The organism is Massilia sp. X63 (assembly GCF_041023745.1).
GTDB lineage: Bacteria > Pseudomonadota > Gammaproteobacteria > Burkholderiales > Burkholderiaceae_D > Telluria.
Genome location: NZ_JBFTEF010000001.1, coordinates 874,399 through 900,992, shown reverse-complemented (window position 1 = coordinate 900,992; position 26,594 = coordinate 874,399). Strand labels below are relative to the sequence as shown.

Below are 26,594 nucleotides of genomic sequence, written 5' to 3'. Positions count from 1 at the left end.
GGCAGATGCTCTCCCAACCTTGCCCAGTCGGGAGCCTCGAGGTGATTCGCCAGGAAATGTAGAGTGTCGTCGAACATGGCGACGAAGGTTAACAGCGTTGCCGCGCGTTTACAACGACAAAATAAAAATGCCGTTCAGTCTTAACTGAACGGCATTACCCTGCGCGGGGCGTTTTTCTTAAGCAGGTCTTAAACCGATGAAAACCTGACCATTAATCGTCGCAAGTTTTGCATTTCGTTACAATTTGGCATTTTCACGTCTCCCTTCTACTGTTACCTTGCTCATCCGTAAACCCGGCCCGCTCCTCACGACAGTGGACCGGCATGAATTCGGAAGGAAAAGGTATGCATAAAGTGTTGGCCGTGTTGTTCGCAGTGCTGTTCGCCGCCGGCGCCGCCCATGCCGCCGAAACCGCGCGCAGCCTGCCGCAGGCTTACGCCGGCGTCGGCGTGTCCGCGGTCGACTACGTCGGCGCCGCCACCAAGGCCAGCCCGAAGGTGTTCGCCGGCTACCAGCTCAAGCCCCAGCTCGCGCTCGAGGGCGGCGCCGTCGACCTGAAGAACGGCTACGGCATGTACATCGCCGTCAAGCCCAGCCTGCCCTTGAGCGAGAAACTCTCGGCCTACGGCAAGGTGGGCGTGGCCCAGACCCGCCGCCCGGCCCTGCCGGCGCCGCTTCCCACCGCGATCGGCAAGAAGTCCGAGACCGGCGCCTACGGCGCTTTCGGCCTGCAGTATTCGATCACCCCGAACGCCGCCGTCACGCTCGAACTCGAACGCCTGCCGCGGGCCAAGCCGGACGCCCTCAAGCCGAACGTCTGGACCCTGGCGCTGCAGTTCCTGTTCTGAGCCCGCCATGAAAGAAGCGGCCCGCGGGCCGCTTCTTTTTTTCGGTGCGACTCAGACCTGCGCCGCGATCAAGTCCGCGCTTTCCGGATCGTCGACCCGCAGCGCATCCACGAACACCTGCAGCGAGGAGCCGCAGGCAAACACCAGCACGTCGCCCGGACGACACAGCGACAGGCCGTGGCGGATCGCCTCGCCCACCTCGATCACCCGGTGCAGGGTATCGCTCAGGCCGGCCGCTTCCTCGGCGCCGTCAAGGATCAGGTCGACCGCCTCGCCCACTTCGCGGCCGCGGCTCTGGGACTCGTAGACCACCAGTTCGTCGAACCGCGCGCCGCACACGCGGCCGACCTCGCGCAGGTCGTCGTCGCGGCGGTCGCCCGGCGCGGTGACGATGCCGACCAGCTGCGCCGGGAGCAGCGCGCGCGCCATCTCGGCCATGGCCTTGTAGGCGGCCGGATTGTGGGCGTAGTCGACGATCACGGTCACGCCGCGGATGTCGAACATGTTGGTGCGCAGCGGATTGGTGCGCCCGTTCGACACGAAGGTCGACAGGCCGGTGGCGATCTGCATGTTGCTGAAGCCCGAGGCCATCAGGGCCGCGGCGGCGGCCAGGCTGTTGGCGATGTTGAAGCGGGCGCGCCCGCCGAAGGCCACCGGCATGCTTTCGACCCGCAGCAGCTCCTGGTGCAGGTGGCCGTCCGCGACCACCACTGCATTGTCCTGCAGGTAGACGCCGCGCCCGCCTTCTTCCAGGTGGCTCAGGAACACCGGGTTCTCCGGGTCCATCGAGAAGTACACGATCTCCGCTTCCGGCTTGGCGCGCCGGCCCATGGCCACGCACAGCCGATCCTCGGCATTGAGCACCACCGCGCGGGAAGCGGAAGTGGCCACCACCGCCTTGACCTGGGCCAGGTCTTCCACCGTGTCGACGCCGTCCAGGCCGAGGTGATCGGCCGCGATGTTCAGCACCACGCCGACGTCGCAACGGTCGAAGGCCAGGCCGCGCTTGAGGATGCCGCCGCGCGCCGTTTCCAGCACCGCCACCTCGACGTCGGGCGAGCCGAGCACCGTGCGCGCCGACCAGTAGCCGGTGCAGTCGCCCTTGGCGACCTGCTTGCCGTCGATGAACACGCCTTCGGTGGTGGTCACGCCGGCCACCTTGCCGGCCAGCCGCACCGTGTGCCCGATCAGGAGCGTGGTGGTGGTCTTGCCGTTGGTGCCGGTGATCGCGATGGTCGGGATACGCCCGTCCGAATCGCCCATCAGGCCCTGCACGATGGCGTCGCCGGCATCGACCGGTTCGCCGCTGCTCGGGTACTGGTGCATGCGGATGCCGGGTGCGGCATTGACTTCGATGACGGCGCCGCGCTGGGCGTCGAGCGGCAGCGCGATGTCGCGGCAGACGATGTCGATGCCGGCCACGTCCAGGCCGATCTTGCTTGCCGCGCGCACGCACAGCAGGCGGGTCGATTCCGGCAGCAGCGCGGTCACGTCCTCGGCGGTGCCGCCGGTGGACAGGTTGGCATTGCCGCGCAGTTCGGCGCTCACGCCCACCGGCAGGATGCTGTCGACGTCGAAGCCCTGCTTGCGCAGCACGTCGGCGGCATGGTCGTCGAGCGAGATCCTGGTGAGGATGTTGGCGTGGCCGGCGCCGCGCGCCGGGTTGGCGTTCTCGCGCTCAACCAGTTCGCGGATGGTGGCGACGCCGTCGCCCACCACATGCGCCGGACGGCGCAGCGAGGCCGCGGCCACCTGGCCGCCCGCCACCAGCACGCGGTAGTCGCGCCCTTCGACGAAACGCTCGACGATGATGCGGCGTCCATGCTGGCGCGCGAACGCGAAGGCGCGCGCCAGCTCGTCCGGCGTGCGGCAGTCGACGGTCACGCCCTTGCCCTGGTTGCCGTCGAGCGGCTTGAGCGTCACCGGCGCGTTCATGCGCGAAGCGGCCCGCTGCGCGTCTTCCACGCTGGTGACGACCGAACCTTCCGGCACCGGCACCCCGGCTTCCTTGAGCAGGGTCTTGGTCAGCTGCTTGTCGCCGGCGATCTTCACCGCGATGAAGCTGGTGTCGCCGGTGGTGGTGGCCTGCAGCCGCTTCTGCTTGACGCCCCAGCCCAGCAGGAACAGGTTGGCGTCCTCGCTGATGCGCTGGGTCGGGATGCCGCGCTCGTGCGCCGCCGCCAGCACGGCCGCGGTGCTGGTGCCGATGGCGTGGCGCGCGCCGACCGCACGCAGTTCGTCCAGGCGCGGGGCGAGATCGAAGCGCTCGCCGCGGGCCAGGGCGGCGACCAGTTCCAGCGCCAGCTCGAAGGCCGGCTGCACCAGTTTTTCGGATTGATAGGCGCAGACGATGCGGAACACGCCGGGCCGGCCGGAAACCGGGCGGGTGCGGCCGTAGCTGACCGGCGAACCTGCCCCCAGGGCGGCCTGGGTCTGCAGCTCGAGCGTCAGCTGCTCGATGACGCGCCCGAGGTAGGTGCCTTCGCGCAGGCGCTGGGCGAAGCCGCCGCGCTGGCCGGTCGGCAGTAGTTGGCCGCCCAGCGAGGGCAGCGCGGCCAGCAGTGCGTCGTTGAAGCCGGGGATGTCCTTGGAAGAGATGCCGTACAGGTCCTGCAGGTCGATCACGCTCAGCAGGCAGGGTGAATCGGCGTGGACGTTGGGTCCACGCAGGAAACGTTGTTCCAGGATTTGCACGAATAGATCCTTGTCGTCGTTGTAGTCATGCCGGGCATCTGCCCGGCATGTGGAAATATCGGTCCGCGCTGCCGGCTCAGGCTTCGAACAGGCGCGTGTACATGCGGGTGGCCATCAAGCCCACCGCCGTGTGGTGGATCTCCGGCGCCATCAAAGCGCCCAGCAGTTCCATCGCCTCCTGCTTGCCGGCGCAGGCTGCCACCTGTTCCTCGAGCAGGCGCAGCTCGTTGTCGGGCGCCTCCAGGCGCGGGTGGCGCCGGATCAGGCCGCGCTCGGGGAAGTGCGCGCTGCGCTCGGCATGCTCGCCCAGGTTGTCCAGCGTGCGCTGGCGCGCGCGCCAGGTCAGCGCGCGCGGACCGTCGGCGCGCGCGCCGTCCGGCGCTGCGGTGATCCAGTCGCGCAGCACCTGCTGCTCGTAGGCGCTGAAGACGCCGAACATCTCGGCCTTCTCGCCGTGCACCAGGCGCCAGAAGCGGCTGTGCTCGACTTCTTCGCCACGCTTGATCCAGCCGGCCTTTTCCAGCGCCGCCAGGAAGTCCGGGATCTGCGTCGGGTTGCCCAGCCAGTCGTTGACCGAGCGCCCCGCGACGCGGCAGTAGTCGGAATGCATGTTCTTGCCGACGCCGCTCTTGGCCGCGAGGATGTTCACCAGTTCTTCGTGCAGGTCGAACTCGGCGATGCATGAGGTGGTGCTGGCGCCGATGTCGTTCAGGCGGTAGCCGTCCAGCACCCGGCGGTAGAAGGCGTCGCGGTCGCCCACGCGCGGCATCAGCTTGTTCAGGGCCTGCACCGCCTTCTGGGCGTGGCCGCTGGCGGCATTGTCGACCGTGACGTGCAGCGTGAAGTAATACGGGTCGATGCCGAATTCGTTCAGCTCGTAGGCGGTGATCAGGAGGTGCAGCGGCAGCTGCTCGTAGCCGAGGTTGTAGCCGATGACTTCGGGCAGGAAGTGCTCGGCGTCGTGGCCGAGCGCCAGCTGGAGCGCGCCCTGCACGAAATGCGCGTCGTCGAGCTGCTCCCAGCCCTCGCAGCCGTGGGTGGCCAGCAGCTTGCGGTAGATCGTCACATGGTTCTTGCTGGGCGCGCCCTCGCCGAGCTCCTCGATATAGGTCTTGATCAGCTCATGGTAGGCCGGGTTGTCCCACTGCTTGAGCAGGCCGTACAGCCAGGCGCCATCGACCAGCTTGGTCGGCGCGACCGCCTTGATGAAGTACAGGGCATGCGCGCGGCATGTGAAGTAGCGGCGCGGTGCGCCGTTCTTGCGCGCCGCCAGGTAGTCGCGGTATTGCTGGCCGACGGCGTCGGTACGCTCCTCGACCCAGGCCGGCAGCGCGTCCAGGCTGGACGGCAGGTCGCTCGGCAGCGCCTGCACGGCGGCGATCTGGTCGGCGACATAGGCACGGGCTTGGTCCTGGTGGGGGCCCGGATTGTCGTACAGCGAAAAGTACAGGCGCCGGGCGCACTCGCAGGTAGCGCGTGCGCTGGGCGCCGCGCCGCTGGTGGCGGTGGTGGTCGCGTCTGCTAACAGCATCGAATTCATGGTCTCGGATCGTATTGTTGGTCTGGTAGGACGATGGCAACATTATCCGGGCTGGTCCATGTACACAGAATCGGTAGCAGCGCTGTGAGTATGTAAGAAAGGGATTACAAAAGTACAATTCCGGGACAGGCAAAATCTGACCAGATGGTCAAGAAACCGCCCTTGCGTCGATGCCGTCGGCGCGGTCGCTAGAGCCGGGCCCCGAGTTCGGCGTCGGCCACCAGGCGGCCGGCGGACAGCCGGACCGGCACCGCGCCGGCGGCAAGCATGCGGGTGATCGCGCGGTCGCCGTCGCCCGGCGTCACCTCCACCGCGCGGATGGCTTGCGCCACCAGCAAGACCTCGAAGCCGGCCGCAATCCCGTCGAGCACCGTGTTCAGGACGCAGTAGTCGGTGGCCAGGCCGCACACTGCCAGCCGGGTGACGCCTTCGGCCAGCATGCTGCGCGCCAGGCCGGTGCCGTTGAAGGCGGAATAGGCATCCTCGGCCGCGCTCACGGCCTTCGAGACCACCACGGCATCGGCGGGCAGGCGCAGCGCCCGGCTGAAGGCCGCGCCTTCGGTCCGCGCCACGCAGTGCGGCGGCCACGGCCCGCCCTGGGCCGTGAACGAGCAGTGATCCTCGGGATGCCAGTCGCGCGAGGCGTAGATGGGCAGCCCGCGGCCGTGGTACAGCGCGATGAGTGCGTTGATCGGGTCGACGACGAGGTCGCCGCGCGGGACGGCCAGGCGGCCGCCGGGCAGGAAGTCGTTCTGCAGGTCGACGATCAGCAGGGCGTCGCCCTTGCCGAGCACGATGGCGCTCATGGAAGCTTGCTCCTTGCGGGTTGGCGAATCGAAGGCCTAGCTTAGCATGCTGTCGCCAAAACCGGCGGCGCCACGCAAAACGCCCGGCTTCCTTGCGGGAACCGGGCGTCGTTCGGGCCGCGCAGGGCTGCGCGGCGGCGGGCGCTTACTGCTGGTTCAGCAGCGAGCGCTGGCGGGCGTACAGGAAGTACACTGCCAGGCCGATCAGCAGCCAGATGCCGAAGGCCAGCCAGGTATGCCAGCTCAGGAAGGACATCAGGACCAGGCAGAAGATGATGGCCAGCGCCGGGATCACCGGCACGCCCGGGCAGCGGAAGGCGCGGTGCAGGTCCGGACGCTTCTTGCGCAGGATGATCACGGCCAGCGAGACCAGCGAGAACGCGGCCAGGGTGCCGATGTTGACCAGTTCGGCCAGCACGTCGAGCGGCACCATCGCGGCGATCAGGCCGAAGATGATGCCGACCATCCAGGTGGCGAAGTACGGGGTGCCGTATTTCGGGTGCACTTCGGACAGCTTGGCCGGCAGCAGGCCGTCGCGCGACATGGCGAACAGGATGCGGGTCTGGCCGTAGGCCATCACCAGGATCACGGTGCTCATGCCCAGGATGGCGGCCAGGTCGACGAAGCCGGCGACCCAGTCCTGGCCCGCCACCTGCAGCGCCAGCGAGACCGGATGGTCGACGCCCTTGAAGTCCATGAACGGCACGATGCCGGTCATGATGGCGGCCACGGCCACATACAGCACCGTGCACACGCCGAGCGAGCCGATGATGCCGATCGGCAGGTCGCGCGACGGGTTCTTGACCTCCTCGGCGGCCGAGGTCACGGCGTCGAAGCCGATGAAGGCGAAGAACACCAGCGCCGCGGCGCTCAGCACGCTGCCGGCGCCGAAGGGCATGAAGGGCTGCCAGTTTTCCGGCTTGACGTAGTTGACGCCGACCACGATGAACAGGAGCACGACGCCGGTCTTGATCAGCACCATGACGTTGTTCAGGCGCGCCGATTCACGCACGCCGAGCGAGAGCAGGAAGGTCAGGCACATCATGATGACGAAGGCCGGCAGGTTGAAGATGGTGGCCACGCCCGGCTGTGCGCCCGGGGCCGCGCGCAGCGCTTCCGGCAGCACCACGCCGATGCCCTTGAGCAGCGACTGGAAGTAGCCCGACCAGCCCACCGCGACCGCCGAGGTGGCCAGGCCGTACTCCAGCAGCAGGTCCCAGCCGATCATCCAGGCGACGATCTCGCCCAGGGTGAAATAGCTGTAGGTGTAGATCGAACCGGCCACCGGCACGCTCGACGCGAATTCGGCATAGCAGAGGGCGGCGAAGCCGCAGGCGATCGCGGCGATGATGAAGGAGAGGGTCAGGGCCGGGCCGGCGGTGACGGCGCCGGTGCCGGTCAGCACGAAGATACCGGTGCCGACGATGGCGCCGATGCCCATCAGGACCAGGTCGAACGGACCCAGCACTTTCTTCAGGCCGCCGGGCTTTTGCGCCGCCGCTACCATTGTGTCGAGATTTTTGGTTCTGAAAAGACTCACTACTTGTTCTCCAATCAAAAAATAGTTTGGTTCCGCGTCTTTTGTCCGCCGCTGCATGGTATGCCGCGGTCGTGCGCTCGCCATCCGGCCGGTCAACCGCATGCCAGACCCGTGAACCGACTGTCGCCTTATTTACTTCCAGCCTGCCTGCCTCCGCAAGCGGTCTTCGCAAGCTGCAGACGCGACATTATCACCAGATTGTTGTCCGGAATCAAAGTAAAGTGATGAAACTCGAATAATTCCTTTGTTTCAATCAAAAAGCCACGTTCGTTGTGTATTGATCGCCCTGCTTTCCTTCAGCTTGATTTCCGTAAATCAACAGAACATAATCGAACAGTTGCCGCATGGAAGCGGCGCCGAGCTACCCGGCCTCCCTGCCGCGCCCTTCCCTCCTTGCAGCAGCTGAGCACGATGACGACTTCACAGGCATCCCGAGCGGCGATCGGCGCATGGCGCAAGGCCGCGCCAGCCCTGCTGCTGGCGCTTGCCGCAGCGGCCGGCCAGCCCGGTGCGCTGGCGGCCGAGGGCGCGCCGCCGGCCGCGCAGCTGCGCCTGCGCGAGCTGGCCCAGCTGGCGGAACGCAGCAATCCCGCGGCGCGCGACCAGTTGCTGGAACAAGCCGCCAGCTTCACCCGGGGCGCGCCGTATGCGGTGCAGATCGAGTACCTGGGCCTGCTGCGGCGCATCCACAGCGATGCCGGCCAGCTGGGGGAAGCCTATGCGGTGGACGAACGCATCATCCGGCTTGCCGGCGCCGAGCGTGACGCCCCAAGGGTCGCGCTGGCCAGCCTGGGACGGGTCTACAAGCGCCTCAACGACAACGATCCGGCCGCCGCGATGGCAATGCTGGAATCGCTCAACAGCCAGTACCTCGCTCTCGGCAACACCGAATTCGAGGCCAATGCCGAGGTCGCCTACGGGGCGATCTACAACACCACCGGCCAGCACGACCGCGCCCTCGCCCACTACCTGCGCGCGCTGGAACTGGTGCAGCGCAATCCGACCCTGTGGAGTCCGCGCGAAGCCGATCTGCGCCTGGCGCTGGCGCGCCTGTACGTCAACAGCGGCAACACCGTCAAGGCGCTCGAGACCACCCGCGCCTACCGGGAAGCGCATGCCGGCGGCGCCAACGGCGCGCTGCCGCCGCGGGTGGAAGCCCTGATGTACTTCATGGACGGGCGCGCCTACGTCGCCCTGAACCAGCTGCCGCAGGCGCATGCGGCCTTCGAGCGCGCGCTGGTGCTGGCGCGCCGCCACGACCTGCGCTGGATCGAGGCCAACGTGCGGGGCAACGTCGCCGACGCCTGGCTGCGCAACCGGCGCTACGTGGAGGCGGAGCGCGCCGCGCGCGCCGCCATCGCCCCGGCCGAACAGGTCAGCGACCAGAGCATCATCCAGATGGTCTACGCCAACCTGGGCTTCGCCCTGTTCGGCCAGGGCCGCATGGCGGAGGGCTCGGTCTACATCGACCGCACCGCGCAGGAGCTGCGCAAGGCCGGCGCCATGCTGGCGGTGTCCAACATCCTGGGCGAGAAGAGCGAGGCGCTGGAACGCGCCGGCTTGCACCGGCAGGCATTGCGCGCCGTGCGCGAGCGCGAGCAGATCCAGCAGACCCTGGCGGCCGACAGCCGCAACAAGGCGTTCGCGGCCCTGCAGGAACAGTTCAACGCCAAGGAGCGCGCCGCCCAGATCGAGCGCCTGCGCCAGGAGAACGCCGTCAAGGACGCCGAGATCCACAACCGCAACCTGCGCCTGGCGCTGGCCTCGCTTGGCGCCTTGCTGGCGCTGGTACTGTCCGGCTTTGTCTTCATGCTGTACCGCAGGTCGCAGGCCAGCGGCCGCCGCCTGGCCGAACTGAATGCCGAACTGGCCTACCGTTCCGCGCACGACCCGCTCACCGGCCTGTACAACCGCCGCTCGCTGGCGGACCGGATGCGCGAGCGCCGTCCGGCGGCGGGCGCCGGCGACTGCTTCACCCTGCTCGACATCGACCATTTCAAGCGCATCAACGACCAGCACGGCCACAGCGCCGGCGACGCGGTGCTGGTCGAGGTGGGCCGGCGCCTGAACGGGGTGGTGCGCGAAACCGACATGGTGCTGCGCTGGGGCGGCGAGGAATTCCTGGTGTATTCGCAGGGCGTGAGCGACGCCCAGCGTCCGCTGCTGGTGCAGCGCATCCTGAACGCGATCGCGGCGGCGCCGGTGGTGCTGGAGGACGGCACTGCGCTGCAGGTGAGCGCCACCGCCGGCGCGGTCTCGCTGCAGGCCGACGCCACGCCCGGCGCAAGCCCGGGCTTCGGCTGGGAACAGGCGATCGCGCTGGCCGACCGCGCGCTCTACAAGGGCAAGGAAAGCGGCCGTAACCGCGGCTTCATCGTGGAAGGCCTGGAGGGCGCCGACGCGCCTGCTGCCGCCCATGGCGCCGGCGCCGAGCGCGACCTGCGGCTGCACCTGGTGCTGCCGGACCTGCACTGGCAGCCGGCGCCGTAAACCTGCCGGCGCCGGCGCCGCCGCCGACCGCGCGCCTCAGGCCTGGCTGCGGCTGAGCGCAACGCGCCCCAGCATCCCCGTCACCGTCTGCAACAGCAGCGCCGGCCGCAAGGGCTTGGCCAGGTATTCGTCGAAGCCCGCTTCCAGCGCGCGCTGCTGGTCTTCGCGGCGCGAGAACGCCGTCAGGGCGATCGCCGGCACCCGCGCCGCCGCGCCGTCGCGCCCGGCACGGATGCGCCGGATCAGTTCGAAGCCGTCGACCAGGGGCATGCCGATATCGCTGATCAAGAGATCGAGCGGCTGCTGCCCGGCCAGGCGCAGGGCGTCGCCGGCGCTCACGGCGCTCAGGATCCGGGCGCCGGTCTCGGACAGCACCTGCTGCACCAGTTCCAGCGAATCGGGCTCGTCGTCGACCACCAGCACCGTCAGGCCGGCCAGGCTGCCGCCGGACGCGCGTCCGTCGTCCTGCACCGACGCGCCCGCCGGCAACGGCGCCGGCGCGGCCGCTGCGTCGCCCTGCCGGATCGGCAGGTGCACCGTAAAGGTGGCGCCGCGCCCGACGCCGGCGCTTGCCACCGTGATGGCGCCGCCCTGCAGCTCGGCCAGCTGGCGCGCGATCGACAGGCCCAGCCCGAGGCCGCCGTGGCGCCGCGCGGACGAGGAATCGGCCTGGCGGAAGCGGTCGAACACATAGGGCAGGAAGTCCGGATCGATGCCGATGCCCGAATCGGCCACGTCGATCGCCACCTCGCTCCCCTCGCGCCGCACGCTGACGGCGACCCGCCCGCCCGGTTCGGTGAACTTGATCGCATTCGAGACCAGGTTGCTCATGACCTGCTGCATGCGGCCCGGGTCGCCCAGCACCGCCCCGGCGTCGTAGTCGACCTCGGCCACCAGCTGGATCTGCTTGCCGATCGCCGCCGGGCGCGCCGTTTCCAGCGCGGCGTTGACGAATTCGGCCGGCGGCACCAGCCTCGCTTCGACCCTGACCTTGCCGGCGATCAGGCGGCTCATGTCGAGCATGTCCTCGATCAGCTGGGCCTGGGCGCGCGCATTGCGTTCGATGGTTTCCAGGCCGCGGCGCAGCATCGCCTCGTCGCGCGCGCCCTGCAGCAGAAGTTGCGACCAGCCCAGCATCGCATTCAGCGGCGTGCGCAGCTCGTGCGAGAGGGTGGCCAGGAATTCGTCCTTCAGCTGGCTCAGGTGCTCGGCCTCGACCCGCGCCTTCTGCTCGCGCAGATAGAGTTCCTGGCGCTCGGCCGCGGTCTCCAGCGAGGCCGCCAGGCTGCGGTTGCGCGCGGCCAGCCGGGTGTCGAACACAGCGGCCAACAGCGCGATGCCGAGCACCGCGAAGGCCGCCACCGCGACCAGCAGCGCCAGGTGATCCTGGTTGACGCCGCCGCCGGCGGCGCGGCAGACGCTGGCAGGATGGAAGCGCGCCGCAGCCATGCCGGTATAGTGCATGCCCGCGATGGCGCCGCCCATTACCACGGCGGCGCCGAGCTGGGCCAGGCGCGGATGCGGCACCGAACCGGGACATTGCGCATTGAGTCGGAAGCCGATCCAGAGCGCGCCGGCGGAAGCGCCGATGGCAATCGCGACCGAGGCCAGGAACAGCCAGGGATCGTAGCTGATCGGCGGATCCATGCGCATGCCGGCCATGCCGGTGTAGTGCATGGCATTGATGCCCAGTCCCATCAACAGCGCGCCCCAGGCCAGGTGCCGGCCACGCAGCTCGCGATGGCGCAGCTGCCACAGGGCCAGTCCGGAAACCAGCACCGGCAGCAGCCAGGAAACGAAGGTGATCAGGGGGTCGTAGGCCAGCGGCATCGGCAGGCGGAAGGCCAGCATGCCGATGAAGTGCATCGCCCAGATCCCGCTGCCCATCGCAAAGGCGCCGCCGGCCATCCAGGCGTGCGGCGCCTGGCCCTGCGCTTCCTTGACCCGCATCGCCAGGCTCAGGGCCGTATAGGACGCGAAGATCGCGGCCAGGACCGAGAGCAGCACCAGCGTGGGTTCGTAATGGCCGATCAGCATAGGGGTGGGTGCAGGTTCCTTCGTGTCCGCGGGAGGGTTGCCCAGCAGCCGCGATCCCGGCGCTTCCGAGTGTACACGAGGCGGGCCGGACAGCGCGCCAGCGGATCTGCCAGGACCGGACCGTGACGGGCGCGGCGCCGCCAGGCGGCCTCACAAGTTACTATAGGGCAATTCTACAGGATCGGGGAAGGCGTGGTGCACGCCCCGCTGCATCCCCACCACATTGTTGCAGGGAATGAAACCGGTGTTATATTGTCCAGATTGCCACTTCGGGGTTCCGCCATGCGCCGCCTTGCACGTGTCCTGCTCTCCGCCCTTGCCCTCCTGATGCCGGCCATGGCCGCGATGGCCGCCGCACCCGGGGCGCCCGCCTGCGCAGCGGGCCAGCCCGTGCGCGAGGAACGCTACCTCACGATCGGCGGCATCGCCCAGTGGGTGGTCCTGAAGGGAGACGACTGCCGCAATCCGGTGCTCCTGGTCGTGCACGGCGGCCCGGGCAATCCGCTCTCGCCCTACCTGGACGGACTGTATGCCGGTTGGGAAAAACACTTTACGCTGGCGACCTGGGACCAGCGCGGCGCCGGCCGCAGCTTTACCCGCAACCCGGTGGCGCCCGACACCACCGAACAGCTGCTCTCGGTCGGCCTGCTGGCGGCCGACGGCGTCGACTTCGCGGCCTGGACCGCGCAGCGCCTCGGCAAGCGCCGGGTGATCCTGTTCGGCGGCTCATGGGGTTCGGCGCTGGCGGTGCACATGGCCAGGCTGCGCCCCGGCCTGTTCGGCGCCTATGTCGGCGCCGGGCAGATGGTAAGCCATGCCGAGGGGTCGATGGCGAGCTACCGCAAGACCCTGGACCTGGCGCGCGCCGCCGGCGACGCCCCCACCGTGGCGGCGCTCGCAGCAATCGGCGCCCCACCCTGGACCAATCCGCGCGCACCCGGCATCCTGCGGCGCGCCACCCGCATCTACGAGGGCAAGCTGGCCGAGCCGGCGCCGCCGGACTATTTCACGCGCGCGCCGCGCTACGCCGGCGCCGCCGACCTGGCGGACTACGAACGCGGAGAAGACTTCTCGTGGCTGCAGTTCGTCGGCATCCGCGGCCAGGGCATGCAGGCCACGCTCGACCTGTACCGCGCGGGCCCGGACTTCCCGATCCCGGTGTTCCTGCTGCAGGGCGAGCACGACCTGGTGACGGTGCCGGAAGTGGCGCGCCGCTGGTTCGATGGGCTCAAGGCGCCGCACAAGGAATTCGTGCTGCTGCCGCGCACCGGCCACGACCAGAACCCGACCATGCTGCGCGCCCAGCTTGCGCTGCTGCGCGAGAAAGCGGCGCCGCTGGTCGACTGAGACCCCGCTAGGGCAGCGCCGGCGCGGACTGGTCGCCGTCGACCACCACCCGGTCGCGCCCGCCGCGCTTGGCCGCATACAGGGCCTGGTCGGCTGCTTCGATCAGCTGCGCCGGCTGGTCCAGGCGGCCGTTCGCGAAGGCGGCCACGCCGATGCTCAGGGTCACATGGGGCCGCAGCGCGGCCGGCGCATGCGGCAGGTTCAGCGACGCGATGTGTTCGCGGATCGCGTTCGCATGGGCGCGCGCCTGCTCGGCCGTGGTGTCCGGCAGGATCGCCGCGAACTCTTCGCCGCCGTAGCGCGCCGCGACGTCGGCCGGGCGCTTGCACATGGCGGCCAGCGCCCGCGCCACCGTGGTCAGGCAGGCGTCGCCCTGCTGGTGGCCGAAGTGGTCGTTGTAGGCCTTGAAGGAATCGATGTCCATCAGCAGCAGCGACAGCACGCCGCCGTTGCGCTGGGCGCGGCGCAGTTCGCGGTCGAGAGCGACGTCGAACTGGCGGCGGTTGGCGATGCCGGTCAGGCCGTCCACGTAGGAACGCGCGCGCAGCGATTCGGCGTGGTCGAGCAGGCGCCGTTCGCGGTCCACGGCGCCGCTGACGTCGCGGATCTCGATCAGGCAGTAGCGCTCGCCACCTTCGCTGAAGGGCGTCACGCTGACCGCCTGCTCGATGCGGGCGCCGTCGAAGCTGCCGGCCTCGCGCAGCGGGAACGGCGACCTGCCGCTGGAGGCCGGGATCGCGGTGGCGCTGTCTTCGGTGAGCGCGGCCAGCACCGCCGATTCGACCCGCGAGCCGCGCAGTTCGGGAAACACCTCGAACAGGGGCCGCTCGCGCACGCGGGCGGCGGCATAGCCGGAGCGCGGCACCATCCAGCCGTTCCACAGCACGATTTCCTGGGCAGCATCGAGCACGATCAGGCCGCAGTTCACGAGGTTGAGCGCGCGCGCTGCGAAGGCGCCGGCGGCACTGGCAGGTTCGGTCTTGAAGTTCATCGCCCGGTCGCTTCTAGATGATGTCAGAAAGAAACTACACATCATAACCGAGTTTGGGCCGGGAATCGCCCTTGCGCGCCCTGCGTCACGGCTTGCGTCCTGTAGCGAAAGGTCCATTTACAAAAAGTGCATGGCCGTGATTTTTCGTGAGCCTTGGGGCATATCTTTCCGGCTACGATCAAGTCTTTGGTGCAGTCCGCCGGGCTGCAAGCGAGCGTGTTCACATGGGCGAACGGAAGGAACAATCAATGGCTGGCAAGATGATGGACGAGGAATTCGGTATCGACACGGCCGAGATCGGCATGGCGGCGGACATGCCGCTTCAGGGCGCACCCTGGCCGGCCGCGCCGCACGAGCTGCGCCGCCTGCGCATCCGCAAGCGCGAGAGCCAGGAAAAATTCTGGAGCCGCTTCGGCGTCACCCAGTCCAGCGGCAGCCGCTTCGAAACCGGCGTCGTGATCCCGCCGCCGGTCGCCATCCTGCTGCGCCTGTACGTCAACGGCACCCTCAAGGACGACGACCTGCACGGCTGAGCAGCTCCGCAGGCGCCCCTCCTGGCGCCTGTTCCGGGCGCCCGCTGGGCCGGCCGGCACGGGGCGCCGCCATTGCTTCCGCTTTTCTGAAGTAATGTTTCTGAATTCTTCGCTTTTCCCGGACCACCCGGGTGCATTATCCTTATGGATGAGCAGATGCGGCCCGTGCGGCCGCGTTGTACTGCCGCCTTCGATCAACGCACACCGGAACCATGAAACGCATCGTCCTTCTCATCGCGACCAACCTCGCCATCATGCTGGTGCTGGGCATCTCGGCCAGCCTGCTGGGCGTCAACCGCTTCCTCACCGCCAACGGCCTGAACCTCGGCGCCCTGCTCGGCTTCGCCGCCCTGATCGGCTTCGGCGGCGCCTTCATCTCGCTCCTGATCAGCAAGCCGATGGCCAAGTGGTCGACCGGCGCGCGCGTGATCCAGCAGCCGTCGAACGCCACCGAAGCCTGGCTGCTGAACACCGTCGCCGCCCAGGCCCAGCGCGCCGGCATCGCGATGCCGGAAGTCGCGGTCTATGAGGGGGAACCGAACGCCTTTGCCACCGGCGCCACCAGGAACGCCTCGCTGGTCGCGGTCTCCACCGGCCTGCTGGCCTCGATGACGCAGGACGAAGTCGAAGCGGTGCTGGCGCACGAAGTGGCGCACATCGCCAACGGCGACATGGTGACCCTGACCCTGATCCAGGGCGTGGTGAACACCTTCGTGATCTTCCTCGCGCGCGTAGTCGCCTACGCGGTCGACAGCTTCCTGCGCAAGGACGAGGAAAGCAGCAGCGGTCCCGGCATCGCCTATACGATCACGGCGATCGTCTGCGACATCCTGTTCGGCGTCCTGGCCAGCATCATCGTGGCCTGGTTCTCGCGCCAGCGCGAGTACCGCGCCGACCGCGGCGCCGCCCGGATCATGGGCACGCCGCGCCCGATGATCGACGCGCTGGCGCGCCTGGGCGGTTTCGCCCCCGGCGCACTACCGAAGAACATGGCGGCCGCGGGCATCGCCGGCGGCGGCGTGATGTCGCTGTTCAGCAGCCACCCGTCCTGCGAGGAGCGCATCGCCGCGCTCCAGCACGCGTAACAGCGAGAGGCCCGGGCCAGGATGCGCTACTCGTTACTCGTGCTGCCGGCGTTGTTCGCGATCGCGCTGGCGCTGCTCCTGCAGCATTTCCTCGGTTCGCTGGCCTGGGCCGGCCTGCTGGCGGTCATCACCTGGCCGCTGCACGAACGCCTGCAGGCGCGCGGCCTGCCGCGCGCCGCCAGCGCGGCCGTGCTGCTGGCAGCGCTGATCCTGTGCTTCCTCGGCCCCTCGCTGCTGCTGGTGAAGGCCCTGGGCAACGAACTGGTCGGCCTGCAGCGCCTGCTGGCCGAGCTGAACGAAGTGGGCGTGCCGGCGCCGGCCTGGCTGGCGCGCGTGCCGCTGGTGTCCGAACGCATCCTGGCCTGGTGGACCGAACACCTCGCCGTGCCGGGCGGGCTCAACGCCCTGATCCAGACCACGCTCGGCGATGTCATGCCGCACCTGACCGGCGCCGCGCGCTTCTGGGGCTCGGCGATCCTGGCCAACGCGCTCTACCTGTTCCTCACCCTGCTGACCCTGTTCGTGCTCTACCTGCACGGCCCGGCGGTGGTGCAGTACGTCGACAGCGCCGGCCGCCGCCTGCTGCCCGCCAACTACGGCACGCTGCGCCGCATCCTGCCGCTGTCGGTGCGCGGCACCGCCCTGGGCCTGTGCTCGGTCGCACTGCTCGAGGGAATCGTGCTGGGCGTGGCCTACTACGTCGCCGGCGCCCCGGCGCCGGCCATGCTGGGCGTGATCACCGGCTACCTGGCCCTGATCCCGGGTGGGGCGCCGCTGTCCTTCACCATGGTCTCGCTGCTGCTGCTCGGCCAGGGCAATGCCGGCGCCGCCCTCGGCCTGTTCACCTGGGGTGCGGTGGAGCTGTTCATGGTCGACAAGTTCATCCGCCCCAAGCTGATCGGCCACCGCGTCAACCTGCCCTTCCTGGCAGTGCTGTTCGGCCTGCTCGGCGGAGTGTCGACACTCGGGGTGATCGGCCTGTTCGTGGGCCCCTTCATGATGGCGGTGCTGTTCAGCTGGCTGCGCGGGGAGCCGGACAAGGCCTAGTCAATCGTGCGCCTAAGAAATTGCTAATTGGATAATAATCGCAATTTTTGGAGACGCCGATGAAACTCGCATCCCTGGTGGCGGCTGCGGCCTGCCTCTTGCTTCCGCTTGCCGGCCACGCCGGCGTCATCTACGAATGGCGTCCGCTGGACGGCAACACCCCGCAAGACATCACGCTGCGGCTCGAATTCACCCAAGCCGCCGTCGACGGCGGCGCGTTCAGCTTCTCGCTGCCGTCCTTCGACATGGCGCCCTCCTATCCCGATCTCGGCCTGATCGCGTTCCACTACGCCTTTCCCGGCCTGAGCGAAGCAATGGATTACCGGCCGCGGGAGCAGCAATTCCGTTACGGCCTGGGCGCACTCGACCTGAACCTGCGTTTCGAAACCGGTGGATTCCTGAGCGGCTGGATCCGCGCAAACGACCAGAACAGCCACATTGTCCTGCAGTCGGTCGGGACGCTGTTCACGGTGCTGGATGCGAACAGCGACGCAGGCATGGCGGGCGCCGGCTGCGGCTGGCCAGGTTCGCCGTCCTGCAGCGGCGCCACCGGCTACCTGCAGGCGCGCCAGGCGGGACCGGCGGCGCAAGCGGTCCCGGAACCGCACAACATCGCCCTGCTCGGCCTGGGCGCGCTGGTCCTGTTCGGCGCGCGCCGCCGTGCCTGACGGGCCGGCAAGGGAACCAGTCCGCCATCCGGGCGCACAGCAAAAAGGGCCCGCAAGCTTGCGCTTGCGGGCCCTTCTTCAATCCTGGTGGGAAGTGCAAGTTTCGAACTTGCGACCCCTGCAGTGTGAATGCAGTGCTCTACCCCTGAGCTAACCTCCCGATGGCGTGTATTATGCCTTAATTATTGAGATTTATCAATATCCACTTGTCCTGGCGACGCGGCCTACCCCGCGGCTTGCCGGTTGCGCTTCGCTTCGCTCACTGTGGTCAGCTCGCGGCGGGACTTGCACCCGCAAGAGTGCGCCCACGCTGGGCGCACATGAAAAAAAGGCCAGCATATAGCTGGCCTTTCGAATCTGGTGGGAAGTGCAAGTTTCGAACTTGCGACCCCTGCAGTGTGAATGCAGTGCTCTACCCCTGAGCTAACCTCCCGAAGCGAGGCGTATTATGCCACAGAATCATCCTGCCGTCACCTCTGCGGGAGAATAATTCCGCCACACGCAGCTGCCCTTCGCGCTCTTGTCGAGGTCGGCCAGCAGCTTGTCGTGCGCCGCCAGCTCGTCCTGGCTGGCGGCGAGCACGATGATCTCGCCCAGCGGGCCGGCATCCAGCAGTTCGCCGCCGGCGCTGGCCTCTACCGCCACGTCCATGGTCAGCGAATTCTGGCCGCGCGTCATCGCCAGGTACACGTCGGCCAGCAGCTCCGAATCGAGCAGCGCGCCGTGCAGCTTGCGGTGCGCATTCGAGATTTCGTAGCGGTCGCACAGCGCATCCAGCGAGTTGCGCTTGCCCGGATGCAGTTCCTTGGCCTGCACCAGGGTATCGATCACGCCGGCGCAATGCTCGGTAAAGGGCGGCAGGCCGAGGCGCTGGAACTCGTGGTTCAGGAAGCCCAGGTCGAAGGGTGCGTTGTGGATGATGATCTCGGCGCCCTGCACGAAGGCGCGCAGCTCGTCGGCGATCTCGTGGAACTTCGGCTTGTCGCTCAGGAACTCGGTGGTCAGGCCGTGCACCGCCAGCGCCGCCTCGTCCGAATCGCGCTCAGGGTTGATATACCGGTGAAAATTATTCCCGGTCAGTTTGCGGTTGACGATCTCGACGCAGCCGACCTCGATGATGCGGTCGCCTGTGCGGGGATTCAGGCCGGTGGTTTCGGTGTCGAGGACGATCTGGCGCATGGCAGGAGGACGAATTTCCTTTGAGTTGAAGCAAGCCGCAGTATAGCAAACGGCGCCTCCGCCCACACGTTTATCAACTGCGCGAGCCGGGCCGCGCAGCGACGGCGCGGGCGCCGGGCCGGACGCCTGCGGGTCCAAGACAAGGAGTCCCTACGCCCCCCCTGCGCACGGCACGATCGCGCCAGGTATCCGCTTCCCGCAAGCGCCGCGCAAGCTGGAAGGGAAGGAGCACATCATGGCACCGGCACCAATGGAAACACACCGCATCTGCAATCTGCTCCCATCGCGTCATACCGAGCGAAACTGGCGCTTCGAAGACGCGCTTGCCGCCAGTGCGGCGGCCCCGCGGGCAGCCGCCCTGCCCGCCAGCGTCGACCTGCGCGAAGACTGGTGGACCATCGGCGACCAGGAGCGGACCGGCTCCTGCGTCGGCTGGGCGGTGGCCGACGGCATCGCGCGCTACCACATGGTAAACAGCGGGAAGATCGGCAAGCCGGGCCTGCTCTCGCCGCGCTACGTCTGGATGGCTTCCAAGGAAACCGACCAGTTCACCACGCGCCCCGAGACCTTCGTCGAGGAAGCCGGCACCACGCTCAAGGCCGCCATCGACATCCTGCGCAAGTACGGCGCGGTGCCCGAATCGACGCTGCCCTTCCATATCGAGACCACCATGTACCTGGACAGCGAAAATGCCCTGTATGCGATCGCCGCGCAGAACCGCATCGCCTCGTACTTCGACCTGAAGAAGAACTTCAACCGCTGGCGCCAGTGGCTGGCGGCGCAAGGCCCGATCCTGGCCGGGCTGCTGGTGGACGACAGCCTCTCGGCCGCCGTCACGACCCAGGGCAAGCTGGACGGGTTCCATGCCGAGACCGTGCGCGAACGGGGACAATGGACGGCGCCTGACCCTGCATCCCGGCGAGGCGCTGCGGGTCGTGCTGCACGAAAACGCAGCGTCCGGCTAGCGCTGGGAGCTCGCGCACCTGACTACGGACGTGATCGAACTTGCAGCCGCCAGCGCAGACTACGCGAACCCGGCGCTCGGCTCCGGCGGAGATGTCGAGTTCGTGTTTCGGAGCAAACAGCCGGGTGAAGGCAGGATCGTCCTGCGGCGCTGGCGCCCCTGGGAAGGCGAGGCCTCGACGGTGGGCCGGTTTTGCCTCGCCATCAAGGTCGAGGCCCGGAAATAGCGCGACGCCGCGCCGGCCCGACCCTCAGCGGCGTACCGAGGCCGCGCCGCGGTTGGCCAGCACGTCGGCGCGCTCGTTACCCGGATGGCCGTTGTGCCCGCGCACCCAGCGCCACTCGACCGCATGCTGCTGCTGCGCCAGGTCGAGCGCCTTCCACAGGTCGTCGTTCTTGACCGGCTCTTTCGTCGAGGTCTTCCAGCCGCGCGCCTTCCAGCCGTGGATCCATTCCGAGATGCCCTTCTGTACGTACTGGCTGTCGGTGTGCAGCACCACCTCGCACGGCCGGTTCAGCACGCCAAGCGCCTCGATCACCGCGCGCAATTCCATGCGGTTGTTGGTGGTGTTCGGCTCGCCGCCGAAGATTTCCTTCTCGTGGCCATTGGAGACCAGCAGCGCGCCCCAGCCGCCGGTACCGGGATTGCCCTTGCAGGCGCCGTCGGTGAAAATTTCCACCTTTGTTGGATTGGTTTGTGCTTCGCTCATTCTCTGTTTGCTGCGGGCACTGCTGCCGGCCGCTTGCTCGTTTTCTTGTTCCATGCAGGTCCGATGATGTGCATGCCCTTGACCCGCTTGATGGCGTGGACCACGTACACGGCGCCCAGGTAGGGCCACCAGCGCCGGCCGGCCGACTCCATCATCGAGAACCGGCTCAGCCAATGGGCTGTCCGGCACGGCGGCGCATAGCAACCGAAGTGGCTGCGGCTGACGCCGAGATTCAGCAATTTTAACCAGTCCTTCAGGCGCGGCATAGAGATGAACTCGCCCGAGGCCGGCAAATAGCCGTTGCGCGTGACCTTGCCCACGCCCTGGCGCATGCCCCACAGGCTGGCCGGATTGAAGCCGCAGATGATCAGCTGCCCTTCCGGGATCAGCACGCGCTCGACCTCGCGCAGCACCTGGTGCGGCTCGGCGGCGAACTCGAGCACGTGCGGCAGCACCACCAGGTCGATGCTGTGCGAGGCGAACGGCAGCTCCTCGAAATCGAGCGCCACCGCGATCTGCCGGCCGCCGGCGGCAAACGCCAGCTCGTCGGCGGTGGAGGTGCGGATCGCCGCCTGCCACTTGTTGGGCATGCGGCTGGCCGCCAGCGCGTCCAGCTGAGGCACGCCGATCTGGAGCGCATTGAAACCGAAGATGTCGGCCGTCAGCTCGTCCAGGCAGGCCTGCTCGAAGGCGCGCACGTAGGCGCCCGCGGGCGATTGCAGCCAGCGGTCGAGCGCTATAATGGATTTTTCCGATGCCGCGCTGTCCATGCCTAGCCTTCAGCCTTCCTTGTTTTCCACGACAATTGCCCCATGACGAGCCAACAGCACCGGGACCTGTCGGTCCTTACCGTTCCCGCATTTAACGACAATTACCTGTGGGTGATCCATGATGGTGTCCATGCAGCCGTGGTCGACCCCGGCGATGCCGGTCCGGTCCGCGACGCGCTGGCCGAACACCATCTTACCCTGACTGCCATTTTACTCACCCATCACCATGCTGACCATATCGGCGGCGTGCCGGCGCTGCTCGCGCACCGGGCCGTGCCGGTGTTCGGGCCGCGCCATGACGGGATCGAAGGCATCACCCATCCGCTCGGCGAAGGCGATCGCATCGCCGTGCCGGGACTCGCGCTGGAGCTCAGCGTGCTCGAGGTACCGGGCCATACCCTGGGGCACATTGCCTATGTGCGAACGACGCCGGGCGCGCACTGGCTGTTCTGCGGCGACACCCTGTTCGCAGGCGGCTGCGGCCGGCTGTTCGAAGGGACGCCGGCCCAGATGGCGGATTCGCTGGCGAAACTGGCGGCGCTGCCCGACGATACCCTGGTCTATTGCGCGCACGAATACACAGTAGCAAACCTGCGTTTTGCGCAGGCTGTCGAGCCCGATAACCAGGGACTGGCGCTGCGCATGCAGGATGCGACGGCCAGGCGCGGGACGCGGCTGCCGACGGTGCCCTCAACCATCGGACTGGAGCGCGGCACCAATCCCTTCCTGCGGTATACCGAGCCGGGGATCGTGAACAGCCTGGTGCAGGCCGGCAGGCTCGAGCCCGGGTCTTCGCCAGTGGAGGCCTTTGCGGCCCTGCGGGAGTGGAAGAACGTGTTTTAAGCGTGTAGCGTGGGCGGGTCTCCCGCCCACGCGTTCACATCGACGCCATGTAGGCGCAGCCTGGTTCGATGAGCTTCCCTGGACGCGCGGACGGCGAAGCCGTCCACCCTACGGAAGGCGCCCGGCAAGCCTTAGATTTCTTCGTACAGCGGCAGGGTCAGGAACTCGGCAAACGTATCCGAGGTCGACATCTGCTCGAAGATCTCGGCGGCACGCGCATAGCTCGGGTTGTCGCCGTTCGGCGCGTCGCCCTTCACCTTGGTCAATTCTTCCGGGATCATCGCACGCACCATCTCGGCGGTCACCTTGCGGCCGTCGTCCAGCACGCCCTTCGGCGAGCGGATCCACTGCCACACCTGCGAGCGGCTGATCTCGGCCGTGGCCGCGTCTTCCATCAGGTTGTGGATCGGCACGCAGCCATTGCCGGCCAGCCAGGCGCCGAGGTAGTGGATGCCGACGTTGATGTTGTAGCGCAGGCCCGCCTCGGTGATCGGCGTCTCCGGCTTGAAATCGAGCAGCTCGCGCGCGCTGACCTCGACGTCCGGACGCTGCTTGTCGATCTGGTTGGGTTTGTCGCCCAGCACCTTCACGAACTCGGTCATGGCCAGGTCGACCAGGCCCGGGTGGGCCACCCAGCCGCCGTCGTAGCCATCGGTCGCGTCGCGCGCCTTGTCGTTGCGCACGCCGCCCATCGCCACTTCGTTCTTTTCCGGGTCGCTCTTGATAGGAATCAGTGCCGACATGCCGCCGATGGCCGGCGCACCGCGCTTGTGGCAGGTCTTCAGCAGCAGCAGCGCGTAGGCGCGCATGAAGGGCGCGGTCATGGTGACTTTCGCGCGGTCGGCCAGGCAGAAGTCCTTGTCCAGCTTGAACTTCTTGATGCACGAGAAGATGTAATCCCAGCGGCCGGCATTCAGGCCCGCGCTGTGCTCGCGCAGCTCGTACAGGATCTCGTCCATCTCGAAGGCCGCCAGGATGGTCTCGATCAGCACGGTCGCCTTGATGGTGCCGCGCGGAAGGCCGAGTGCTTCCTGGGTCATCACGAAGATGTCGTTCCACAGGCGCGCTTCCAGGTGCGATTCCATCTTCGGCAGGTAGAAGTAAGGCCCGGCGCCGCGCGCCAACTGCTCTTTTGCGTTGTGGAACATAAACAGCGCGAAGTCGAAGATGCCGCCGGAGACGCGCTTGCCGTCCACCAGCACGTGTTTCTCGTCCAGGTGCCAGCCGCGCGGTCGCACCACCAGGGTGGCGACCTTGTCGTTCAGCTGGTAGCGCTTGCCGCCCTGCTCGAGCGAGATGCTGCGGCGCACGGCGTCGACCATGTTGATCTGGCCGGTGATCTGGTTGTCCCAGTTCGGGGTGTTCGAATCCTCGAAGTCGGTCATGTAGCTGTCCGCGCCCGAGTTCAGCGCATTGATGACCATCTTGCGCTCGACCGGCCCGGTGATCTCGACGCGGCGGCATTCGAGCGCCTTCGGAATCGGGGCGATCTTCCAGTCGCCTGCGCGGATGTGCGCGGTCTCGGGCAGGAAGTCGGGGCGCTCACCCGCATCCAGGCGGCGCGCACGCTCGACGCGGGCGGCCAGCAATTCCTGGCGGCGCGGCTCGAAGGCGCGCGACAGCCTGGCGACCAGATCGAGGGCCTCGGGCGTCAGGATCCGTTCGTATCCGGGTTTGATCTCGGCCGTGATATGCATGCCGGCGGGGGTGGCGATCGTCATTGCGCAAACTCCTGTAAGTGGGAAAAGCGGTGCGGGCCAGGCGCCTTGCGATACCGGGCGCCTTGGCGTTTGTCATAGCATCAAGTATATTCACTTCAAGATAGCTAAACGATACATTTTCTCACTACATCTGTGCGTTTTTGTATCAAATCGCACAGGGAGAACCCGTGGACAAATTCAAGCAGATCTCGACTTTCGTCGAGGTGGTGGCGCGCGGCAGCCTGTCGGCGGCGGCGCGCGCCGAAGGCATCGCCCCGGCCATGATCGGACGCCGCCTCGACGCCCTGGAGGCGCGCCTCGGCGTCAAGCTGTTGCAGCGGACCACCCGCCGCCTGGCGCTCACCGACGAAGGCGCCGCCTTTCTCGAGGATTGCCAGCGCATCCTGGCCGAGCTCGAAGAAGCAGAAGCAGCGGCGGCCGAACGCAGCGCACGCGCCACCGGCCATTTGCTCGTCTCGGCCCCGGCCGGCTTCGGACGCCAGCACGTGGCGCCCCTGCTGCCCTCCTTCCTGGCCGAACACCGCGAAGTGACGGTCAACCTGAACCTGACCGACCGCCTGGTGGATGTGGTCGGCGAAGGGGTGGACGTGGCGATCCGCATTGCCAGCCTGAACGACTCGAGCCTGGTCGGCACCAAGCTGGCGGACAACCACCGCGTGGTGGTCGGCACCCCGGCCTACTTGAAGCGGCACGGCCGGCCGCACAGCCTGGCGGACCTGGCGAAACACAACTGTCTGGCGATCAGCAGCGAAGGCAGCCAGCGCGGCTGGACCTTCCTCGACAAGGGCAAGCCGGTCACGCTGAAAGTGGCCGGCAACATGGAATGCAACGACGGCGCGGTGCTGCACGCATGGGCGCTGGCCGGCAAGGGCCTGGCCTGGCGTTCGATGTGGGAGGTCGGCGCGCAGATCGCGTCCGGCGAGCTGTGCACCGTGCTGGACGAGTTCGCCGCACCCGGGAACGACATCCATGCTGTCTTTGCGCAGCGCCAGCACCTGCCCTTGCGCATCCGCGCTTTCGTCGATTTTCTGCGGCGAAGCTATTCGCAGCCGGAATATTGGCGGATTTGACGGCGAACGCATGCCGTCGCCGTAAAGATGGGCAAAAAAAATCCCCGGCTATCCGGGGATTTTTTGCCATCGCTGGAGAGCGATTACAGCGGCTGGATGTTCGCGGCCTGCTTGCCCTTCGGGCCGGTGGTCACGTCGAACGAAACGCGCTGGTTCTCTTGCAGCGATTTGAAGCCGTTGCTCTGGATAGCCGAGAAGTGAGCGAACAGATCTTCGCCGCCTTCGTCCGGGGTGATGAAGCCAAAGCCCTTCGAATCATTGAACCATTTTACGATGCCAGTTGCCATTACAATTTCCTATTTCAGTTAAGTGGACTTGCGTCCGTTTAAGATCGTTTGAAGAAGCAAGAAAGGAATGACAGACTAACTGCACTACTACCTACAACCCAACGATCCCGTATTATACCGAATAAAAACGGTGTGACACGCACTTCGCAAAATAAAAAAGCGGGTATCAGCAACAATTCCCATAAAAATTCCTAACTTCAACTTCTACAGGCTTGTTTTTGAATCGGCACTAGACAAAATATAAGGCAAGGAGTGGCGGGAAATTTGCGCGGCATCAAACGATTCCACGATGATTTCTTGCGAAGCGGTATTGCAGGCCCGGCGAAAGCGGGCTAGGCAGCGTTAAGGGCTCAGCCCAGGCAGCGCGGATCGCGGCGCGCCGCGTCGATAAACTGGCCGAGTTCGGCCAGCCAGGCCAGCCAGTTGCTGGCGGCGACGTTGTCGAAGGCCTGCAGCACCCGCAGGCGCTGCTCGAGCGCGCGGGCATGCTGGCCCAGCCCGCGGTAGCCGAAGGTCACGGCCGAACCGGCCAGCGTATGCAGCATGGCCTGCAGCTCATCGGCCGCAGCCGCCGGCGCCGCCGGATCGAGTGCGGCCGCGAGCGAGCCGAGGCGCTCGAGGGTGGCGGGCAGCCCCTGGTCGAAGCTGGCGTTCGCCGACGCCAGGCGCGCGAAGAATTGCTGGTCGGCCGCGTGCATGCTCGCCGGTCCCGGTCGCGGCTTACTTGGTGCCGAAGATGCGGTCGCCGGCGTCGCCCAGGCCCGGCACGATGTAGGCGTCTTCGTTCAGGTGCGAGTCGAGCGAGGCGACATACACCTTCACGTCCGGATGCGACTTCTGGAACACCTCGATGCCTTCCGGCGCCGCCACCAGGGCCAGGAACAGGATCTGCTCGCTCGGCACGCCGCGCTTCCTGAGCACGTCGACGGCGTGCACCGCCGAATTGCCGGTCGCGATCATCGGGTCGCACAGGATGAAGGTGCGCTCGTTGGTATCCGGCAGGCGCACCAGGTACTCGACCGGCTCGTGGGTGTCGGGGTCGCGGAACACGCCGATGTGGCCGACCCGCGCCGAAGGCACCAGTTCCAGCAGGCCGTCGCTCATGCCAATGCCGGCGCGCAGGATCGGCACGATCGCCAGCTTCTTGCCGGCGATGACCGGCGCCTCGATGGTCACCAGCGGGGTCTGCACCGTGCGCGTGGTCAGCGGCAGGTCGCGCGTGATTTCATACCCCATCAAGAGCGTAATCTCGCGCAGCAGTTCGCGGAAGGTGCGCGTCGAGGTGTCGTGCTCGCGCATGTGCGACAGCTTGTGCTGGATGAGCGGGTGGTTCAGGATGAAGAGGTTGGGAAAGCGCGGATCTTGTTTCATGGTCGGTATCGAACGAATTGGGTATGTAGCATCGGCCGCCATTATCCCAGCCGC

General features: G+C 67.3%; 23 protein-coding genes and 2 tRNA genes. 10 read left to right on the top strand and 15 right to left on the bottom strand.

Translation table 11 applies throughout. From position 1 onward, the window contains the following. Window positions 1-344: 344 nt before the first annotated feature. Window positions 345-848 (top strand): outer membrane beta-barrel protein, encoded by a 504-nt coding sequence (locus AB3347_RS04210; protein WP_369090499.1) that lies wholly within the window; start codon window positions 345-347, stop codon window positions 846-848. A 51-nt stretch (window positions 849-899) separates the two neighbouring features. Here AB3347_RS04210 and cphA read toward each other — a convergent pair whose 3' ends face one another. The 4 genes from cphA to AB3347_RS04190 form a co-directional block, all read right to left on the bottom strand. Continuing rightward, on the bottom strand, window positions 900-3,542 hold the full coding sequence (cphA, locus tag AB3347_RS04205) for a cyanophycin synthetase (protein ID WP_369090498.1): 2,643 nt from the start codon (window positions 3,540-3,542) through the stop codon (window positions 900-902). A gap of 76 nt (window positions 3,543-3,618) precedes the next feature. Then, complete coding sequence (locus tag AB3347_RS04200) at window positions 3,619-5,082, bottom strand: iron-containing redox enzyme family protein (RefSeq protein WP_369090497.1); 1,464 nt, start codon at window positions 5,080-5,082, stop codon at window positions 3,619-3,621. Window positions 5,083-5,270: 188 nt separating this feature from the next. Continuing rightward, on the bottom strand, window positions 5,271-5,888 hold the full coding sequence (locus tag AB3347_RS04195; RefSeq protein ID WP_369090496.1) for an isochorismatase family protein: 618 nt from the start codon (window positions 5,886-5,888) through the stop codon (window positions 5,271-5,273). Between the two features lie 145 nt (window positions 5,889-6,033). Next, window positions 6,034-7,428: an amino acid permease gene (locus AB3347_RS04190; RefSeq protein ID WP_369090495.1), complete on the bottom strand. Its 1,395-nt coding sequence runs from the start codon at window positions 7,426-7,428 to the stop codon at window positions 6,034-6,036. 411 nt (window positions 7,429-7,839) lie between these two features. On the opposite strand from AB3347_RS04190, the gene AB3347_RS04185 reads away from it, so the two are divergent. After that, window positions 7,840-9,918 (top strand): diguanylate cyclase, encoded by a 2,079-nt coding sequence (locus tag AB3347_RS04185; protein WP_369090494.1) that lies wholly within the window; start codon window positions 7,840-7,842, stop codon window positions 9,916-9,918. Window positions 9,919-9,954: 36 nt separating this feature from the next. On the opposite strand, the gene AB3347_RS04180 is transcribed toward AB3347_RS04185, so the two are convergent. Then, entirely contained in the window at window positions 9,955-11,955 is a 2,001-nt protein-coding gene (locus AB3347_RS04180) for an MHYT domain-containing protein (protein WP_369090493.1), read from the bottom strand. A gap of 282 nt (window positions 11,956-12,237) precedes the next feature. Between AB3347_RS04180 and AB3347_RS04175 the strand changes: the two genes are divergently transcribed. Continuing rightward, the gene (locus AB3347_RS04175; RefSeq protein WP_369090492.1) at window positions 12,238-13,302 is read left to right on the top strand and encodes an alpha/beta fold hydrolase; all 1,065 of its coding nucleotides are present in this window, start codon (window positions 12,238-12,240) and stop codon (window positions 13,300-13,302) included. Between the two features lie 7 nt (window positions 13,303-13,309). Here the strand turns inward: AB3347_RS04175 and AB3347_RS04170 are convergent, their stop codons facing one another. Continuing rightward, entirely contained in the window at window positions 13,310-14,293 is a 984-nt protein-coding gene (locus AB3347_RS04170; RefSeq protein ID WP_369090491.1) for a diguanylate cyclase, read from the bottom strand. 314 nt (window positions 14,294-14,607) lie between these two features. Here AB3347_RS04170 and AB3347_RS04165 point away from each other — a divergent pair, with 314 nt between their 5' ends. The 4 genes from AB3347_RS04165 to AB3347_RS04150 all read left to right on the top strand — a co-directional run bounded on the left by AB3347_RS04165 (window position 14,608) and on the right by AB3347_RS04150 (window position 17,626). Continuing rightward, window positions 14,608-14,826 (top strand): helix-turn-helix domain-containing protein, encoded by a 219-nt coding sequence (locus AB3347_RS04165; RefSeq protein WP_369090532.1) that lies wholly within the window; start codon window positions 14,608-14,610, stop codon window positions 14,824-14,826. A 212-nt stretch (window positions 14,827-15,038) separates the two neighbouring features. Then, the gene (gene htpX / locus AB3347_RS04160) at window positions 15,039-15,911 is read left to right on the top strand and encodes a protease HtpX (protein WP_369090490.1); all 873 of its coding nucleotides are present in this window, start codon (window positions 15,039-15,041) and stop codon (window positions 15,909-15,911) included. A 21-nt stretch (window positions 15,912-15,932) separates the two neighbouring features. Further along, entirely contained in the window at window positions 15,933-16,958 is a 1,026-nt protein-coding gene (locus AB3347_RS04155; RefSeq protein ID WP_369090489.1) for an AI-2E family transporter, read from the top strand. A gap of 59 nt (window positions 16,959-17,017) precedes the next feature. Beyond that, window positions 17,018-17,626 carry a PEP-CTERM sorting domain-containing protein gene (locus AB3347_RS04150; protein WP_369090488.1) on the top strand — a complete coding sequence of 203 codons (609 nt, stop codon included), beginning with the start codon at window positions 17,018-17,020 and terminating at the stop codon, window positions 17,624-17,626. A gap of 85 nt (window positions 17,627-17,711) precedes the next feature. On the opposite strand, the gene AB3347_RS04145 is transcribed toward AB3347_RS04150, so the two are convergent. From AB3347_RS04145 to dnaQ, 3 genes are all read right to left on the bottom strand, one after another. Then, window positions 17,712-17,786 (bottom strand) — tRNA-Val (locus AB3347_RS04145). 198 nt (window positions 17,787-17,984) lie between these two features. Next, a tRNA-Val gene (locus AB3347_RS04140) sits at window positions 17,985-18,059 on the bottom strand. A gap of 26 nt (window positions 18,060-18,085) precedes the next feature. After that, window positions 18,086-18,805: a DNA polymerase III subunit epsilon gene (gene dnaQ, locus AB3347_RS04135; RefSeq protein ID WP_369090487.1), complete on the bottom strand. Its 720-nt coding sequence runs from the start codon at window positions 18,803-18,805 to the stop codon at window positions 18,086-18,088. A gap of 995 nt (window positions 18,806-19,800) precedes the next feature. On the opposite strand from dnaQ, the gene AB3347_RS04130 reads away from it, so the two are divergent. After that, window positions 19,801-19,995, top strand: coding sequence for a protease inhibitor I42 family protein (locus AB3347_RS04130; RefSeq protein ID WP_369090486.1), 195 nt, complete (start codon window positions 19,801-19,803; stop codon window positions 19,993-19,995). Window positions 19,996-20,019: 24 nt separating this feature from the next. On the opposite strand, the gene rnhA is transcribed toward AB3347_RS04130, so the two are convergent. Together rnhA and AB3347_RS04120 are read right to left on the bottom strand one after the other, a co-directional pair. Continuing rightward, window positions 20,020-20,478, bottom strand: a complete 459-nt coding sequence (gene rnhA, locus AB3347_RS04125; RefSeq protein ID WP_369090485.1) for a ribonuclease HI — start codon at window positions 20,476-20,478, stop codon at window positions 20,020-20,022. Next, a complete protein-coding gene (locus AB3347_RS04120) occupies window positions 20,475-21,248 on the bottom strand; it encodes a class I SAM-dependent methyltransferase (protein WP_369090484.1) in 774 nt (257 codons plus the stop codon). The genes rnhA and AB3347_RS04120 overlap by 4 nt, the downstream gene beginning before the upstream one ends. A 42-nt stretch (window positions 21,249-21,290) precedes the next feature. Between AB3347_RS04120 and gloB the strand changes: the two genes are divergently transcribed. Further along, complete coding sequence (gene gloB, locus AB3347_RS04115) at window positions 21,291-22,091, top strand: hydroxyacylglutathione hydrolase (protein WP_369090483.1); 801 nt, start codon at window positions 21,291-21,293, stop codon at window positions 22,089-22,091. A gap of 131 nt (window positions 22,092-22,222) precedes the next feature. Here the strand turns inward: gloB and aceB are convergent, their stop codons facing one another. Beyond that, complete coding sequence (aceB, locus tag AB3347_RS04110; RefSeq protein ID WP_369090482.1) at window positions 22,223-23,812, bottom strand: malate synthase A; 1,590 nt, start codon at window positions 23,810-23,812, stop codon at window positions 22,223-22,225. A gap of 167 nt (window positions 23,813-23,979) precedes the next feature. Between aceB and AB3347_RS04105 the strand changes: the two genes are divergently transcribed. Continuing rightward, the gene (locus AB3347_RS04105; protein WP_369090481.1) at window positions 23,980-24,882 is read left to right on the top strand and encodes a LysR family transcriptional regulator; all 903 of its coding nucleotides are present in this window, start codon (window positions 23,980-23,982) and stop codon (window positions 24,880-24,882) included. 83 nt (window positions 24,883-24,965) lie between these two features. On the opposite strand, the gene AB3347_RS04100 is transcribed toward AB3347_RS04105, so the two are convergent. The 3 genes from AB3347_RS04100 to upp form a co-directional block, all read right to left on the bottom strand. Then, the gene (locus tag AB3347_RS04100; protein ID WP_027867533.1) at window positions 24,966-25,169 is read right to left on the bottom strand and encodes a cold-shock protein; all 204 of its coding nucleotides are present in this window, start codon (window positions 25,167-25,169) and stop codon (window positions 24,966-24,968) included. Window positions 25,170-25,519: 350 nt separating this feature from the next. Beyond that, the gene (locus AB3347_RS04095; protein WP_369090480.1) at window positions 25,520-25,867 is read right to left on the bottom strand and encodes an Hpt domain-containing protein; all 348 of its coding nucleotides are present in this window, start codon (window positions 25,865-25,867) and stop codon (window positions 25,520-25,522) included. Between the two features lie 22 nt (window positions 25,868-25,889). Beyond that, complete coding sequence (gene upp / locus AB3347_RS04090; protein ID WP_369090479.1) at window positions 25,890-26,540, bottom strand: uracil phosphoribosyltransferase; 651 nt, start codon at window positions 26,538-26,540, stop codon at window positions 25,890-25,892. Window positions 26,541-26,594 lie beyond the last annotated feature (54 nt).

Excerpts from the sequence above, each read along its gene's own strand:
- AB3347_RS04210 (WP_369090499.1), top strand. The coding sequence starts at position 345 with ATGCATAAAGTGTTGGCCGTGTTGTTCGCAGTGCTGTTCGCCGCCGGC.
- AB3347_RS04200 (WP_369090497.1), bottom strand. The coding sequence starts at position 5,082 with ATGAATTCGATGCTGTTAGCAGACGCGACCACCACCGCCACCAGCGGC.
- AB3347_RS04195 (WP_369090496.1), bottom strand. The coding sequence starts at position 5,888 with ATGAGCGCCATCGTGCTCGGCAAGGGCGACGCCCTGCTGATCGTCGAC.
- AB3347_RS04185 (WP_369090494.1), top strand. The coding sequence starts at position 7,840 with ATGACGACTTCACAGGCATCCCGAGCGGCGATCGGCGCATGGCGCAAG.
- AB3347_RS04180 (WP_369090493.1), bottom strand. The coding sequence starts at position 11,955 with ATGCTGATCGGCCATTACGAACCCACGCTGGTGCTGCTCTCGGTCCTG.
- AB3347_RS04175 (WP_369090492.1), top strand. The coding sequence starts at position 12,238 with ATGCGCCGCCTTGCACGTGTCCTGCTCTCCGCCCTTGCCCTCCTGATG.
- AB3347_RS04170 (WP_369090491.1), bottom strand. The coding sequence starts at position 14,293 with ATGAACTTCAAGACCGAACCTGCCAGTGCCGCCGGCGCCTTCGCAGCG.
- AB3347_RS04165 (WP_369090532.1), top strand. The coding sequence starts at position 14,608 with ATGCCGCTTCAGGGCGCACCCTGGCCGGCCGCGCCGCACGAGCTGCGC.
- htpX (WP_369090490.1), top strand. The coding sequence starts at position 15,039 with ATGAAACGCATCGTCCTTCTCATCGCGACCAACCTCGCCATCATGCTG.
- AB3347_RS04155 (WP_369090489.1), top strand. The coding sequence starts at position 15,933 with ATGCGCTACTCGTTACTCGTGCTGCCGGCGTTGTTCGCGATCGCGCTG.
- AB3347_RS04150 (WP_369090488.1), top strand. The coding sequence starts at position 17,018 with ATGAAACTCGCATCCCTGGTGGCGGCTGCGGCCTGCCTCTTGCTTCCG.
- dnaQ (WP_369090487.1), bottom strand. The coding sequence starts at position 18,805 with ATGCGCCAGATCGTCCTCGACACCGAAACCACCGGCCTGAATCCCCGC.
- rnhA (WP_369090485.1), bottom strand. The coding sequence starts at position 20,478 with ATGAGCGAAGCACAAACCAATCCAACAAAGGTGGAAATTTTCACCGAC.
- AB3347_RS04120 (WP_369090484.1), bottom strand. The coding sequence starts at position 21,248 with ATGGACAGCGCGGCATCGGAAAAATCCATTATAGCGCTCGACCGCTGG.
- gloB (WP_369090483.1), top strand. The coding sequence starts at position 21,291 with ATGACGAGCCAACAGCACCGGGACCTGTCGGTCCTTACCGTTCCCGCA.
- aceB (WP_369090482.1), bottom strand. The coding sequence starts at position 23,812 with ATGACGATCGCCACCCCCGCCGGCATGCATATCACGGCCGAGATCAAA.
- AB3347_RS04100 (WP_027867533.1), bottom strand. The coding sequence starts at position 25,169 with ATGGCAACTGGCATCGTAAAATGGTTCAATGATTCGAAGGGCTTTGGC.
- AB3347_RS04095 (WP_369090480.1), bottom strand. The coding sequence starts at position 25,867 with ATGCACGCGGCCGACCAGCAATTCTTCGCGCGCCTGGCGTCGGCGAAC.
- upp (WP_369090479.1), bottom strand. The coding sequence starts at position 26,540 with ATGAAACAAGATCCGCGCTTTCCCAACCTCTTCATCCTGAACCACCCG.